Genomic DNA, 15,934 nt, shown 5'->3' with positions numbered 1-15,934 from the left:
GCTACCGAGTGATTTAACCGCTCAATTTACCCTAGTCTAGAGGTAATAATGGTTCGTCGAGAGGAACGTCCGGGCGATCGAGCGGTCTTAAAATTGGCGGGGTGGTTTCGCGAGTCGTTTCGCGATCGGGATTAAAAATTGCCTGGAGTGCTTTATCTAACGTTTCTGCCATAGCGATGCGGTTTTCGTAAGCGACAATCACCCGAGCTAAAATCGGTAAGCTATTTTGTTCGGCTTCTAAATAAAGCGGTTCGACATATAATAAAGATTGCTCGATGGGAATGACCAATAAATTCCCTTGAATGGCTCGCGATCCTTGCCGATCCCACAGAGAAATTTGCTGAGAAATCACCGGGTCTTGGTTAATTCGCGCTTCGATTTGTTCCGGTCCATAAACCAGGGTTTGTTTGGGGAATTGGTAGAGCAGCAATTTGCCATAATCGGTGCCATCCGATCGCCCCGCCAACCAGGCAATTAAATTATTTCGACCTTTCGGCGTAAACGGATGGAGGATAATAAATTCTTCCGATTGTTCGTTGGGAAACCGCATGATTAAATAATACGGTTCCAGGGCTTGGGGTTCGTTCCCGTAAATTTCTTGGGGGACACGCCATTGATCCTCCCGGTTGTAGAAGACCTGGGGATCGGTCATGTGATAGGTGAGCAACCGTTCCGACTGAATGGAGAAAAAATCCACCGGATAGCGAATGTGGGTTCGCAAGGTAATCGGCATGGCCTTGAGGGATTTAAACAGGTTGGGAAAGATCGATTCCCAAGTTTTGACGATCGGATCTTCGGGGTCGGCAACGTAAAAATTAACGGTGCCATTATAAGCATCGACGACGACTTTAACCGAATTACGAATATAGTTAAAGTTTTCCGCACCCGGATCGGAATAGGGATAGCGATCGCTGGTGGTGTAAGCGTCTACGATCCAATACAAATAATTTTTTTGTTGAATTTGAGCAGAAGACAAACTCTCTTCACTGTTATAAAGCCGAGTATTGGCAACGGCTAAATAGGGATCGCTGTCGAATTTTAAAAAGGGGGCGATCGCCCGAATGCGTTCGGTAATATTGCGTCGGAATAATAACTTGGTATTCGGGGTTAAATAGCGGGTAAAGACCATCTGCCAACTGTTCAAATATTTGGCAAACAGCAACTGACGCCAGCGCGAGGCGATCGCAATGCCGCCCACGCCGTCATAATGATTGGAAACGTTTTCATCGCCACTGGGATAGTCGAATTCCGGGACTTCCGTCGGCGCCATGACAAAAGTATCGCCGATCGTGCCGTAGTAAATCCGGGGATGTCCGATGGGAATACTGGCGCGAATCCGTTCGCTGGAGGTTCGTAAGGTGGTGTTATTGCCTGCGGGAGAGTCGAGACCGATATCTTTGACGTAGTAAGTCGGTAAGCCTCCGGGTCCGGCGGTATTGACGGGGCTGAGGGTAAAGCCGTAGCCGTGGGTGTAGACTAAATGCTCGTTAATCCAGGTTTGAGCTTCACTGGGAACGGAGGCGTAGTCTAACTCGCGGGCGGCGATAATGACCTGTTGTTTTTCCGTGGGTGGGTCGCCGGGGCGGGTGGATTCTTTGAGCAGGGTGTAGCGGTCGATATCGGCGTCGGGAAAGCGGTAGTAGAGGCGAATTTGCTGGAGTTGGCGGTTGGTGAGCAGCAGGGGGCGCTTATCCCAGAGGCGGATGTTGTCGATGGTGAGGTGGTTGGCTTGAATGTCGTCCCAACTGAGGCGCCCTTCGGGGTCGAAGGTTCGCACGTCGATGCGATCGAGGTTGAAGGCTTGGCGGGTGAAGGCGATGCTGCGTTGGATGTAGGGAAGTTCGCGGGCGAGTTCGTTGGGTTGAACGACGAGGCGTTGGACGGCGACAGGTAAGGCATATCCGGCGATCGCCACGATCGCGGCATAGGCGAGTCCGAAACGCAAGATCGAATTTTCCAGGGTAAATTGGTCGATTTCGAGTTCTTTCGACGAAAAAGCGGCTTTCCAGAGGGTGAATCCGCCGATCGCCAGGGCCAGTAAGCTCAACCCGGTATCCACCCAGAGGACGACGTTGAGGTCGGTGTAGCTGGCGCCGTAAGTGACGCTGGAGGTGGAATAGAGCAGTTGATAGCGGGCCAGCCAGTAGTTGAGGGCGATCGCCAGGGCCAGCAATCCGCCCAAGCCGTTGAGGTGGCGCAGTTGCCCTTGGCAAAAGCCGGGAAAGCGACCTTCACTGAGACTGTTGCCCGAGACTAAATAAATTAAGGCGACGGAGAGGAAGGCGGCGAGTAAGACTCCGGTGAGCCAAAATTGGAGCAGTTCCCAAATGGGGAGGGAAAAAATATAAAAGCTTAGATTGTGGTTGAAGACCGGATCGGCGATCTCGAAGGCGGTGGGGTGGAAAAATTGCAGGAATTTGCCCCAATAGCTGGAGAAAATCAAGCCGAATCCCAAGGAAAGGGCCAGGGCGATCGCCCATAAAATCCCCGGGAAAATTGCACTCGCCGCACTCACCCCCAACCAGAGGAAGAATATCGGCCCCCTCTGCAGCATCTGGGCGAACAGTCCGCCGGCGGATTCGATCCCGAATACTTTGGGGACCGGGGGCATTTCCGGCAGGACCAAGGTGCGCGGGTGCCACAACTCGAACAGGTCGCGACCGTAGTAAATGACGACCAAGCCGAATAAAAGGGCGATCGCGCCGACGAGGGGCAAGAAGTAGCGAAAGGACAGGGTATGACGGGAGGCGGATAAAGCGCCACGGGACGGCGCCGTGGGATGGGGATATTTGAGGCGGTTGGCAAGGATCAGGTTGCCGACTAAAAAAGCTCCGGTCAAGGTGACGGCGATCGTGGTCAACACGAGACGGGTCAGCAAGCGCGTCCAAAAGACATCGCTATAGCCGACTTCTTGAAACCACAAGCTTTCCGCCATCACGGTGACGGTAATATTTAAGCCGATCCACAAGCCGACCAACGCGGCGATCGGTTTTAAGCCCTCTTCAAACAAGCCCCAGCGCATAAGCGGCCCTTCTGTTTCGATTTCGATCTTGCTTTACCATTTTAGGGGGGCTAGCGGGGAGATCGCCCATCAAAAAACCTCCCCAAACCATTATTTGGAGAGGTCGGTAGGACGAGCGATCGCGCCGGGAAACGGACAATCAGCCGTACTGTTCGCTCGAACGGCTTTCCGATTCTAAGTTAAACAGTAATTGCAAGGTCGCCATCGCCTGACGACGGGCTTCGATATCTTGTTGGGCGCGCAGTTGCACCATCGGATCGTGCAGGATCTTGTTGACGATCCCCCGGGTGAGGGCTTCGATCACTTCTTGGTGTTTTTCGGCAAATTCCGAACCCAATCGCGAGAGCGCTTTTTCTAACTCTTGTTCGCGAATCGTTTCGATTTTCGACCGCAAACTGCTGATCGTCGGTACGGTTTCGAGACTGCTCCACCACACTTGGAAGGCTTCGACTTCTTCTTCTAACAAGCCTTCGGCTTCCATCGCCATTTGACGGCGACTTTCTTGGTTTTGGGCGACGACGGCTTTGAGGTCGTCTACGTTAAAGGCGCGCACGTTGGCGACATCGTTGGCGTCGGCGGCGACGTTACGCGGCACGGAAATATCGAACAGCATCAACTGACGATCGCCGTGCAGCATGGTTTCGAGTTTGGCGCGATCGAGGATCGGTTGGGTGGCGGCGGTACTGGTAAAGGCGATATCGGCTCGGGCGATCGCCTCGTCGAGTTCGGTGAGGGGGTGAATTTGGAAATTAGCGCCCCCATCTTTGAACTTGCGCGCCAGATCTTCGGCCCGTCCCGTCGAACGGTTGACGATCGCGATCTCCCGTGCCCCTTTAGAGAGCAAGTGCTGCACCAACAAGCGCGACATTTTCCCGGCGCCGACAATCGCGATCTGCTTGTCGTCGAGGCTTTCCGCTTCGATCGCCGCCAACTCGACCGCCGCCGAACTGATCGACACCGCCCCGGTACCGATACTGGTTTCGGTACGCACGCGCTTTCCAGCCGTCAGGGCTTGTTTGAACAGGCGGTTTAAAATTCGTCCGACGCCTTTATACTGCTGGCCGATTTTGTGCATGGTTTTGACTTGCGCGAGGATCTGTCCTTCGCCCAAGACCAAACTATCGAGTCCGGCGGCGACGCGCATCAAGTGCATGACCGCATCTTCGTGCAGCAAGATAAATAAATGTTCGCGCAAGGAACGCACGGGAAAGCCACCGTATTCGCACAGAAATTGACTGACCTCTCTCACCCCCGGTTGGGTGTCCGTGGTCACGACATAAATTTCTAAGCGGTTGCAGGTGCTGAGGATACCCACTTCTTCAATATGCGGGTAGCTGGTCAGGTGAGCGATCGCCTGTTCGGCTTCGTTTTCGGGAATGCTCAGTTTTTCTCGGATTTCGACGGGGGCGGTCTTGTGGCTCAGACCAACGACTGCAATATTCATGTGTTCTCCCTGAAGTTTTTCGCCGTTTCAGTCAAATGTCTTTACCGATCTTTGGCACTGTATCGACAATGACTTATCAACGATCGACTGGATTGAATTAATGTCGTTTTCTCGAAGTTAAGATGCGGGCGCGATCGCCCGCTCGTCTATTGAGATAAAAATAGCGGGTTTGAAAGATCTAGGCAATTGAATCACTGGCGTTTGTCGCGGTTTTTTTTACTGGAGATCGATGGAGTCGATCCGATCCGATCTACTGCTCCACTGATCTCCAGCCAACACCCAACGCAACACCCGTCTCGTCGCTTTTGGGAACGGGGTTCGAGGGAGCGAACTCCCTCGATGGGTTTCCATGCGGACGGGACGGGCGTCAAGGATTAACCGCAAACGCCTCGCCTGCGCGAATTAGCGCAATTGAATGCTCTTCGGTTTGTCGAACATGTGAATGGTATCGACGAACCGAGCAGTTTTCGATTGGGTGGACATCACCAAAGACTGGGTACGGGCCCCGCCACCGAAGAAGCGGACGCCTTCCATCAAGGTTCCGGAGGTGATCCCGCAGGCGGCAAACAGTACGGTTTGACCGCTTGCCAGTTCTTCGGCTTCGTAAACGCGATCGGGGTCGGTAATTCCCATTTCTTCCAAGCGAGCGATGTTGCTCTCTTTGCTTTCGCCGATCAACCCGGTTTTCACCACGTCCGGATCGTAGATCAACTGACCTTGGAAGTGTCCGCCGAGACAGCGCATGGCGGCGGCGGAAATCACCCCTTCCGGCGCGGCGCCAATGCCCATCAGCGCGTGAATGTTGGTTCCGGAGAAGGCGCACGAAATCGCGGCGGAAACGTCACCGTCGCTGATCAGGCGTACCCGCGCTCCGGCTTCCCGGATTTCTTGGATCAGTCCTTTGTGACGGGGGCGGTCCATGACCACGACGACGAGATCTTCGATCGCCCGACCCATGCAGTCGGACAGGATTTTGAGGTTTTCCGTCGGGGTTTTACGGATATCTACATGGTTTTTAGCGACGGCAGGGGCCGCCAGTTTTTTCATGTAGAAGTCCGGCGCGGCAAATAAGCCCCCTTTTTCGGAGATGGCTAACACCGCCATCGAACCGTTTTGTCCGTAAGCGACCAGGTTGGTTCCTTCGCACGGATCGACGGCGATGTCGATTTCGGTGAGTTGATCCGGTTCGCAAAAATTGCTGGCGTTCGGATTGGTGCAGATTCCGACTTCTTCACCGATGTAGAGCATCGGCGCGTCGTCGCGTTCCCCTTCTCCGATTACGATTTTGCCGCGCATGTGGATCCTGTTCATCCGCTCGCGCATCGCTTCGACAGCAACGCGGTCGGCGGTATTCTTTTCGCCTTTACCCATCCACCGGGCCGAGGCGATCGCGGCCTGTTCGACCACTTCGATAATCTCTAAAGCAATTACGTTATCCATTTTCTTTCCTCCTCCCGACTTCCTATAGTGGCCCCATTTTGCGTCCTGGCGACCGTCTAAAAGTCTATCAGAGCAAGGATACCGATTAATAATTCCTTCGATCCCGGTTTTTGTTAAGTTTTACTGCTATCGCGGGCGATCGCCCGCTTCGCGATCGCGCCTAGGCCGCCAAAACACTCTCTACTTTTGAATGTTTCAATAAAAAATAAACTTAAAAATTTTAGAGCAAAAGCTTTATAAGGCAAGAGCTTTTATCTTAAAATAAATCTATTTTTTATTAAACTAACACTACAGTTTACGGCGATTGCCCCAGCAAGTTTTTTAGAGAAAATAATTGTAAATCAAACGCAAAAAACGGCGATCGCCTGCCCCAGATCGAACTTCCTCGCCTAAAAGATGTCGTACTTTTGGAGAATCGGGTACGATCGCCCATAGACTCAACCGCGCCCTTGCTGGCCCTTGCGTCTGCTGACGACATCGTTCTCGCGTTTCGTAGATAGGTCAAGCCATCCATGCAATACCCCTCGGACATTCAACCGTCGGCGATTTCCATCCTGCCGAGTTCCCCAGACTCCCTCCCCTCATTCCCGACAACCTCGCCCTCGGTGGATTTGGCTCGACCCACTGCCGGATTCGACGCCGAATTCTACTCAAACGCTTACCCCGACGTCGTTAGTGCCGTCCGCAACGGAGAATTCAGCAGCGCCGAACACCATTGGTTACTCTACGGACAGGCAGAAGGTCGCCTTCCCCAAGCGCCCCAGGATCCCCCGACGGACGCCGAAGAACCCGACCTCGATCCACTGACCGGACAACTCCCCCTCAACTTCACGGCCAATCGCGGACAAACCCACCCGGAAGTCAAATTTCAGGTCAACGGCGCGGGTCAAAATATTTATTTCACCCCCGAGGCGATCGCCTTCGTCACCGCCACACAAGGGCAAAACGACCCGGTCACCGGAGAGAGTGAACCCCTCACCTCGGTGGTGCAACTGCGCTTTGCAGGTGCCAATTCCGATCCGGCGATCGCCGGAATCGACCCGTTACCGGGAATCGCTAATTTTATCGGCGCCAACCCTGCCTCGCCAGATGCCGTACAAGCGCCGACTTACGAAGGCATCGTCTATCAAGACCTGTACGACGGGATCGATCTGGTGTATCGAGGCGGCGATAAAGAACTCAAGAGCGAATTTATCGTCGATCCGGGGGTCGATCCCGGGGCGATCGCCTTCAACTACGACGGGGCGATCGATCTCAAACTGCGCGAAGACGGCGCCTTAATCTTAGAAACCCCCCTCGGATCCTTAATCGAACGGGCGCCGATCGCCTATCAAGACATTAACGGCGATCGCGTCCCCGTCGCCAGCGCCTACCAACTCCTCGATAACGGTGGCGTCGGTTTCCAGTTGGGAGCATACGATCGCGACTACGCCTTAATCGTCGATCCGACCTTAGAATATTCCAGCTATCTCGGCGGAACGGGACAAGATCGGGCCGAGGCGATCGCCACGGACAGCCAAGGGAACGCCTACATTGCCGGATCCACCCTGTCCCTCGATTTTCCCGCCTTCGTCAGCTTCCAAAGCCAACTGGCGCAACTCCAAGACGCCCCCAACTTGCAATTTGACGCCTTCGTCACCAAAATTGCCGCCGACGGCAGTGGTTTTGTCTATTCCACCTACCTCGGCGGAACCGGAGACGATCGCGCCTTCGATCTGGCCGTGGACAATAACGGCGATCCCTACATCGTCGGTCAGACCAGTTCCCCGGACTTTCCCTTACAAACGGCGATTCAAGAAAACTTCAATCAAGGGACCGACGGTTTTATTACCAAACTGACCAATCAAGGGGCCTTACTGGTCTTTTCCACCTATTGGGGAGGAAGCCAAAATGACGCGATCGCCAGCGTGGCCCTCGACGGTGGCGGCAATGCTTACGTGACCGGAACCACCACCTCCGACAACTTCCCCTTATTCAACGCCGTTCAAGGGGCGATCGGCGGCGGTTCCGATGCGTTTGTCAGCAAGTTTTCCCCCACGGGCAATTTCCTCTATTCTTCCTATCTCGGCGGTTTCGACAACGATCGCGGGGAAGGGATCGCGGTGGATAACGAACAGAATATTTACGTCACCGGACAGACCGCCGCCGATAATTTTCCCCTGGTCGGCGAGTTTCAACGGCGCTTTGCAGGCGGCGGGGATGCGTTTATTACCAAAATTGCCGCCGCCGGAACGAGTTTGGTCTATTCGTCTTACCTCGGCGGACGGGATAGCGACATCGGGAAGGCGATCGCCGTCGATGAAGAAGGACACGCCTACATCGTCGGCAGAACGGGGGTTCCGCGCGAAATTCAACCGGGGGCAATTACCGGATTGGGGGATTTCCCCACTGCGAACGCTTTTCAAAATCAATTGCAAGGATCGTCCGATATCTTCGTCACGAAAGTGGCCCCGGATGGAAGCGGTTTGGTGTACTCCACGTTTGTCGGCGGTAGCGGTTTTGAAACGGCGAACGATATGGCGTTAGGGGAAGGCGGACAAGTCTATTTTGTCGGGGAAACGACTTCCGGGGATTTGCCGACGCGGTTTGTGGTTCAGCCGAGTTTTGGCGGCAATAGCGATGCGTTTGCGGGTAAGTTGTCTCCGGCGGGTAACGATTTGGAGTTTTTAACCTATATCGGCGGCAGTGGGTTCGATACGGGGGAAGGAATCGCGATCGGTCCGCAGGGGTTCGATGCTTATGTGGCGGGACAAACGGCCTCGAATAATTTCCCGTTAGTCAATCCGTTACAAGGGGATTTCGGCGGACCGGAAGGGGATGCGTTTGTGGCGAAGTTGGCGGAGGAGGCGCCGCCACCGCCGCCGGGAACGCCGCAACCTGGGGCGCCGCAACCGGGAACCCCGGCGCAACCGACGCCGCCGCCGGAAGCGCCGCCGATCGATCCGGCCCCACCCCAAGCGACGTTTGAAAGTTTGGTGCAGTTGGTGGCGACGAATGCGATTTCTCCGGTGGGGATCTTTTTTGACGAAGGAACCTATCTCAATCGCTATCCGGATATTGCCGAAGCGGTGAATGCGGGGCTGTTTGGGAGTGGATTGGCCCATTATCTGGAGTTCGGACAGTTTGAAGGGCGCGATCCGAGTAATGCGTTATACAGCGAGGCGGGATATTTGGAGGCGAATCCGGATATTGCGGCAGCCGTGGCGGCGGGGACGTTTGTTAATGGGTTCGCTCATTTTACCCAACTCGGGTTTTTTGAAGGGCGCGATCGCCGCAGCCAGTTATTTAACGAACGCTTTTATTTAGATGAGAATCCGGATGTGGCCAATAGTATCGCGATCGGTCAATTTAACAGTGGTTTCGACCATTTCATCGAACGGGGTCAGTCGGAACGGCGCAATCCTAACGGTCTGTTCGACCAAACTTATTATTTAAGTCAAAATCCCGATGCGGCGGTGGCGGTTTCGACGGGGGTTTTGCCGAGTGCGTTCGCCCATTTCATTTTAATTGGGGAGGCGGAGGGGCGATCGCCGACGCCGTTATTTGACGAACCGTTTTATTTGAGAAATAATCCCGATGTCAATCGGGCGGTTCGCGATGGGGTGTTTCGCAGTGCTTACGAACATTTCTTGCGTTTCGGTCGCGATGAAGGTCGTCCGGCGACGATCGTGGTCTAGCCGGAGGACTGAGGCAGGGGCGATCGCCTTGCCGTTCTTTCCAGAACTTTGTAAACTACTATGAATTTAAAAACACCACGTTGTCGGCGATCGCCCGCTCCTCGACCGCGTTTACTGCTATTTCGCTCGAGCCACTTTCATGTAGTTGAGAAGAGGATAAAATCGTGTCAGTCGAGACCATTGAAAAGCGTTCAACTTCAACGGTCCGCAAAAATGCACCCCGCTATCGGGTTTTACTCCATAATGACGATTTCAACCCGATGGAATACGTGGTGCAGGTTTTGTTACAAACGGTACCGAGTCTGACTCAACCTCAAGCGGTGAGCATCATGATGGAAGCTCACACGAACGGACTGGCTTTAGTGATTACTTGTGCGTTGGAACCCGCCGAATTCTATTGCGAGACGTTGAAAAATCACGGCTTGACTAGCACGATCGAACCGGATGAATAAGGTGGCGGAGATCCCCAATGCAATGGACTAGCCTCGCGAAGTATCCGATCGCGGCGAGGCTGGCACTGTTCGTGTTGACCTTACTGCTTCTCTGGATCCCTTTTGCGGTTCCGGTTTATCGCTTTGTCGCCGATCCGAATTGGCAAAGCATTTTAAGTATGAGCGCGCTTTATGCCGAGTTTATCGTTTTAGCCCGTTTCTGGGGCCGTCGGGTTTACGGGATTTCAAGGGTTTTACAGCGCTACGGGTTGCAGTTTTCCCGGCGTTTTGGACGGGATTGGGGAAGCGGTTTATTGGCGGGTTTGGTGAGTTTGAGCCTGCTGTTACTGTTGGAAGGGACCCTCGGTTGGTTGGCGTGGAACCCGCCACCGGGGAATTTAATTCAGACGGTTGTAGAGGGTCTGTTGGTGGCGTCGGCGGTCGGATTTGCTGAGGAATTGCTGTTTCGCGGGTGGTTACTCGACGAGTTGGAACGAGATTACCGGGCGAATACGGCGTTATGGGCGAATGCGACGATTTTCGCTCTGCTGCATTTTATCAAGCCGTGGGAGGCGATCGTCGAGAATTTACCTGCGTTTCCCGGGTTAGTGTTGTTGGGGGCAACGTTGGTTTGGGCGAAACGCAGCAGTGGCGGGCTTTTGGGCTTGCCGATGGGCTTTCACGGCGGTTTGGTCTGGGGCTATTACATTGTCAATACAGGTCAACTTTTAAATTATTCCGGAAGAGTACCCGGGTGGGTGACCGGATTGGGGAATAATCCATTAGCTGGCGTGATGGGTATGCTCTTTCTGGGCGCGATCGCTCTATGGATGCGACGGCGTGCTTTGGTGCAACGTTGAACTCCTAAAGCCGTAAGAGGGGGCCGGGGATTGACGATTCGATCGCCGGATCTTTGCACGGGAGGCGATCGCGTCGGGAACCTCTCGTTGGGGTTGACGGTCTAACTGCATAAATTGGGAGTTAAGACTCTTTCGACGAACGGCGATCGCCCTCTTGGAGTTCAGGCGGTTTCTATTTTGCTGCCTATTTTATATTAATTTCATGAAGCCAGTGGATCTAGTTCAAATTTTTGACAAATTTTAGCCGACAGGGGGCGTCGATTCTAGATCGACCGTAGATAATGAGGATGACTCGCACGATAGCTACCGATAAGGGTCTCCAAATTGAACCGGGTCTAAGCTGCGAGTGAGTCGAGGGAGTTGAGAGAGGTTCGCCACCGGGCCGAACTGGCTCCGATTTCCCCGAGTCCCTTATCTGCGAGCGTTCGTCCCATTTTACCTGCACGAGTAGCTCGATAAAATGAGAACAACTGGTTGGATTTTCAATTCTTCCACGAGATATAAATTTATGCCCTTCTCATCAATTCAAAACTCATTCTTAAGGATGATTTTTCATTGAAAAGGTTCGACTTATAATCGGAGTGAATCATATGCCATCATGGAGATGATGGCGCGATCGCTGAAAAATATCTCGATCCGGAGGTTCAAATGATTGTGGAAGATGTCAAAGTCAAAGATCGGCTCGTTTCTGTTGATTTAATTCTGCATTTGTATGCGGTGGGGTGGACTCAAAAGCAAGTCCGCGAAAAATATCCACATCTCTCGCCAGATACGGTTCGGACGGTATTTGCGTTGGCGGCGAAGTCGATCGACGACCCAATAGTTTACAATATTTGCCAATCTTATCAAGTGTGTTGAAGGACTCGGGTTTGACTCCGTTCGATCGAGGAGATTGGAGTTGAGGGGCGATCGATCAATTTGCGATCGAGAGCGAATACAATACAATCGCCATCTTAGGATTTATAGAAAGATTAAACCTTCTGAGGTCTCAACGTAGATCGAAAAATTTTTAAATGCTTGTTATTGGCTTTCCAGGGTTCCCACTCTACTTAAACGAACCTCAAAAAGAACCTCAAAGTCGAATTCCCTACATCGGCGTTTGGGGTTAAAACGAGCGGCTGTACCCTTGCTGTTTCTTCAACTTCGCGCGATCGAAGGATTGAAAAAAGTATAGTCATTTTAAATAAAAATGAGACAATGAGACCAGTAGGGGCGAAAAATTTTTCGCCCCTACCCCATCTGTAGATCGTGCAGAAATTCTGTCATCGATGGCGATTGGATCGACTTTAATTGAAATGACTATAAACAAAAAAAGAGGAGCCAATCGTTTAAAATCTGCTCCTCTGTAGTCAACATGTATTTCGCAAATCTCTAGTAAATCCGCATGGCGATATTTCTCAATCGCTTAACTGAGTGATTAACAAGCTCCAACCCGAGCAAAAACAACCTGAAATGTTTTGAGAATAATCGACAAGTCATAGAGAGGATGCCAACGGGTTTGATATTGCAAATCTAAGGCGACAATTTGATCGAAATCTTTGATGTTAGAACGACCACTGACTTGCCACTCTCCGGTAATACCGGGTTTGACATCTAAACGACGCCAGTGATGGTCGTTGTAATGCTTGACTTCATCGGCAGTCGGCGGACGGGTTCCGACCAGACTCATTTCTCCGAGAAAGACATTCCAAAATTGAGGGATTTCGTCGAGGCTGGTTTGGCGTAAAAAGCGCCCGACCCGAGTGACTCTAGGATCGTTTTCGTTTTTAAAAATCAAGCCTTTGGCTTCGTTTTTAACTTTATTTTTTAATTGGTCGGCGTTGGTCACCATCGACCGAAATTTATAAATTTTGAACCGTTTTCCTTGGAGTCCGTACCGTTCTTGACTGTAAAAAACGGGTCCGGGGTTTTCGAGGGTGATGGCGAGGGCGATCGGGATGAAAATGAGAGCTAAGAAGAACAGACCGACGAGGCTCCCTAAAATATCGATCGCCCGCTTGAAGATAGAGTAGGCAGAAGGATGAGCGTTGCGATAATCAACGAGTTGTAAGCAAGAATCCGTCATTGTCCTCATCACTCCGAAATTGAAGGTTATTACTAAAGAGGCGATAAAAAAGTTTTTGGCTAATTGGCATTTGAGTTGTTGGCTTTGAGTTAGCCTTGAGGACTCACGAGAGTGAATCGGAACTCAACTCGGGTGAGCGATCGCCCTGATTAATGTCAATCTTACGTAATCTCACGGAGATGTCTATGCCTAAATGCCGTTTTCTTGGAATCTTCACACTGATTTGCTGGTTTTTAAAGTTTTGGTGAAGGGAGAGGGGCGCAAACCCCGGTAAACTGGGGCGATCGCCGATCGTCAAGGGAGAGGCTTCCTACAAGAAATCTCAAAAGTGGCTCGGATCGTGGTGGGGAAGTCGCCCGATTCGGGAAGGGTGAGTGAGGTGGGCGTCTCGCTTGTGTCGCGACATCCGGCGCCATGTAACTCACGATCGAAGACGCTAAAAAGCTTGTATTTAAAGGAAAACATCGAATTTTGAATCGCTCGTCTCTGGCGATCGTCTATACTTGAGCTGTACTGCGAGGGTCGCTCGGTTTACAGATAGTCCGATGCCCTCTCTAGTTTGCTAGTTTCAGGGGAATAACTATGTTCTCCGGGAAAATACGAGGGCGATCGCCGCATCTGCCCTGTTGCCACTCCTCCCCGAAATTGCCCCCGTATTACTACGGAGTCTCTCCCCTAACGGCTCCCACCCCACAGGGGAGATCTGGCGATCGCGATCGCGGTTTTTAAAATGCGAATAAATCGTGAAAAGTAGTGTAAATAAAAGGGCTGAAAACTGGGCAGAAGCTCGACTAAAACGCTATAATATAAACAGTTAACTTCTCAGGAAATCACCTTGAAAATGCGATCTCGACAAGAGTATATCAAGGGAATCAAAGGGATTGAAGCGCAACAAAAAGGGGAAGTCTTTTCCCCGGCAATGGTCGAGAAAATTATCGGTTATCCTGCCCGTTGGAAAACCTTAAAAAAAGCCGAACTCGCGCGGTTGCTGACGGCGTGGCAAGAGCTGATGGCTCAGTGTCCGCATACAGACCGATGGCAGCGCGTGGAATGGGGCGATCGTGCGGTGTCGTTGAGTGCGGCGGGGCGCCGTTGGGTGGACTATTTCGGGTTTGCCACCCGGGGAGAAGCACGAGCCTTTTTAACTAAAATTCTGCCCCATTGTCGTTGGGCGATGATTCGTCCGAGTGGGAAGCGCTTGAATGCGAGTTTTGAATGTAAAGTGTGGGGATTGTCGGATTCTGAATTGAATCGAATGGTGAGGGAAGAAGAGGTGAAAAAAGCGGCGATCGCGCGGCAATTGTACGAGGCGATCGCGCGGCAGCTTTCTCACTCCTTAATCCAGCGATAAATCCCAGAAAAATAACAGAGGCGATCGCCCTTTCACCGAGGGCGATCGCCGCTTGAAAACCAACTGAAAAAAACGACCGACTCAATCCGACTCGATCCAGGCGGCGAGGAGGGTGACCGAGACTTGTAAATTCGGATCGTCGAACAACGCCTTGAGAGCCGGGGTGCCGCCGCGCTTCAAAACTTGGCGTAAATTACGTTTTAACGTTGGATTCTTGCGAATTTCAGCCTCGATCGCCCCTTCGACTTCCTGGAGATTGGACGTTTGGGTCCCAATTTTACCGAGCAACTGCCGGACTTGCGATCGCAGGGCCTGTTCGTGACTGACCGACGAGGCGGGCGATCGGCTTCCCGGTTCGGAAGCGAGGGAGAGCACCCCATCCGACCCGATCGCCGTTGGGGAAGAAGGGGCGCGATCGCCGATCTGAGCCACCGCGCGGGGGACATCCAGCCCGGTCGCCGATCGCACCTGTTCTAGAAACGAGGCAATTTTAGCCGCATTATTACCATGACGAGAATCGATCGCCGTCACCTTGTCCACCTCCACCTCGGGCACCGTGTCGGCGATCGTTTTCAACAGCACTTCCAACTTCTGATAGAGAAAAATTTCCCGGGCTTTCGGTCCGGCAGCTTGCCACGATTGGGTCAGGCGCTTCGTCCCCAACGCTTGGGCCTTGCCGTCTTCCACGATCTGCGCCGCATTCCCCTTCGCTTCGGCGATCGCGCGCTTGCACTGGGCCTCCGCCGGAGCGACCACATCCGCCTGCAACTGCTGCTTGACCTGCTCGATCCGTTCGCGCTGGACCGCCACCTCCGCCTGAGTGCGGGCCACTTCCGAACCGATTTCCGCTTGCGCTTCCGCGACCAGGGCCAACCGTTTCGTCATCGCATCTTGCACCCGCCGTTCCGCTTCGGCGCGGAAAATTTCCAAATCCCGCTCGATCCGCTCGATCGCCGTCACCCGGTCGTTTTCCGCCGTGCGAATCGCCGAGGCGGCGCGTGCTTGGGCTTCGGCAATGCGGGCGTCGCGAACCAGTTCCGCACTTTGTTGGCGCCCGATGGAGTCGAGATAACCCACCTCGTCGGAAATATTTTGAATTTGCAAATTATCGAGCACTAACCCGAGTTTTTCCAAATCTTCCTCGGCTTCGTCGAGCAAACTTTTGGCAAAGGCAATCTTATCCTCGTTGACTTGTTCCGGGGTCAACGACGCCAGGACGCCGCGCAAATTGCCTTCGAGAGTTTCTTGGGCAATTCTTTCAATTTCCTGACGGGTTTTCCCCAACAAGCGCTCGATCGCGTTGTCAATGGTCGGCTGTTCCCCGGCAATTTTAATATTGGCGACCCCTTCCACATTTAAAGGAATCCCCCCTTTCGAGTAGGCATTGGTGACGCGCAACTCGACGATCGTATTGCTCAAATCCATTTTGAACGTCTTTTCCATCAACGGAACGCGCAGACTGCTGCCGCCTTTGACCAGTCGATAGCCGACGCGGCGACCGTTGGGGAGACGGCGGGAACTGCCTGCGAAAATCAACACTTCGCTCGGCTGACAGATGTAATATAAGTTGCGAATGACGAACGTCCCCAAGCCGAGGGCGAGCAGGGGAGTGCCAACGACAACGGCGATGATAATTTCCATGAT

The 15,934-nt window shown here is 52.9% G+C and carries 10 protein-coding genes; 5 read left to right on the top strand and 5 right to left on the bottom strand.

Annotated elements, in window-relative coordinates; genetic code table 11:
* Nucleotides 1-31: 31 nt before the first annotated feature.
* The 3 genes from JJD41_RS10695 to glpX form a co-directional block, all read right to left on the bottom strand.
* Nucleotides 32-3,022: a UPF0182 family protein gene (locus JJD41_RS10695; RefSeq protein ID WP_200665906.1), complete on the bottom strand. Its 2,991-nt coding sequence runs from the start codon at nucleotides 3,020-3,022 to the stop codon at nucleotides 32-34.
* A 139-nt stretch (nucleotides 3,023-3,161) separates the two neighbouring features.
* Entirely contained in the window at nucleotides 3,162-4,466 is a 1,305-nt protein-coding gene (locus JJD41_RS10690) for a glutamyl-tRNA reductase (RefSeq protein WP_200665905.1), read from the bottom strand.
* Between the two features lie 402 nt (nucleotides 4,467-4,868).
* A complete protein-coding gene (gene glpX, locus JJD41_RS10685) occupies nucleotides 4,869-5,906 on the bottom strand; it encodes a class II fructose-bisphosphatase (RefSeq protein ID WP_168570371.1) in 1,038 nt (345 codons plus the stop codon).
* 512 nt (nucleotides 5,907-6,418) lie between these two features.
* Here glpX and JJD41_RS10680 point away from each other — a divergent pair.
* The 4 genes from JJD41_RS10680 (at nucleotide 6,419) to JJD41_RS10665 (ending at nucleotide 11,732) form a co-directional block, all read left to right on the top strand.
* Entirely contained in the window at nucleotides 6,419-9,583 is a 3,165-nt protein-coding gene (locus JJD41_RS10680; RefSeq protein WP_200665904.1) for a DUF7948 domain-containing protein, read from the top strand.
* Nucleotides 9,584-9,747: 164 nt separating this feature from the next.
* Nucleotides 9,748-10,035, top strand: a complete 288-nt coding sequence (gene clpS, locus JJD41_RS10675) for an ATP-dependent Clp protease adapter ClpS (RefSeq protein WP_168570369.1) — start codon at nucleotides 9,748-9,750, stop codon at nucleotides 10,033-10,035.
* A gap of 17 nt (nucleotides 10,036-10,052) precedes the next feature.
* On the top strand, nucleotides 10,053-10,874 hold the full coding sequence (locus tag JJD41_RS10670; protein WP_200665903.1) for a CPBP family intramembrane glutamic endopeptidase: 822 nt from the start codon (nucleotides 10,053-10,055) through the stop codon (nucleotides 10,872-10,874).
* A gap of 648 nt (nucleotides 10,875-11,522) precedes the next feature.
* On the top strand, nucleotides 11,523-11,732 hold the full coding sequence (locus JJD41_RS10665) for a DUF433 domain-containing protein (RefSeq protein ID WP_200665902.1): 210 nt from the start codon (nucleotides 11,523-11,525) through the stop codon (nucleotides 11,730-11,732).
* Between the two features lie 559 nt (nucleotides 11,733-12,291).
* Here the strand turns inward: JJD41_RS10665 and JJD41_RS10660 are convergent.
* Nucleotides 12,292-12,939: a sugar transferase gene (locus JJD41_RS10660; protein ID WP_210437077.1), complete on the bottom strand. Its 648-nt coding sequence runs from the start codon at nucleotides 12,937-12,939 to the stop codon at nucleotides 12,292-12,294.
* Between the two features lie 841 nt (nucleotides 12,940-13,780).
* On the opposite strand from JJD41_RS10660, the gene JJD41_RS10655 reads away from it, so the two are divergent.
* On the top strand, nucleotides 13,781-14,290 hold the full coding sequence (locus JJD41_RS10655; protein WP_200665901.1) for a hypothetical protein: 510 nt from the start codon (nucleotides 13,781-13,783) through the stop codon (nucleotides 14,288-14,290).
* Nucleotides 14,291-14,371: 81 nt separating this feature from the next.
* Here JJD41_RS10655 and JJD41_RS10650 read toward each other — a convergent pair whose 3' ends face one another.
* Nucleotides 14,372-15,931, bottom strand: coding sequence for a flotillin family protein (locus tag JJD41_RS10650; RefSeq protein WP_200665900.1), 1,560 nt, complete (start codon nucleotides 15,929-15,931; stop codon nucleotides 14,372-14,374).
* Nucleotides 15,932-15,934 lie beyond the last annotated feature (3 nt).

The sequence above is a fragment of the Oxynema mangrovii CENA135 genome (assembly GCF_016632315.1).
GTDB lineage: Bacteria > Cyanobacteriota > Cyanobacteriia > Cyanobacteriales > Laspinemataceae > Oxynema > Oxynema aestuarii.
The sequence above is the reverse complement of the archived record's forward strand: the minus strand, read 5'-3'. Positions and strand labels throughout refer to the sequence as shown.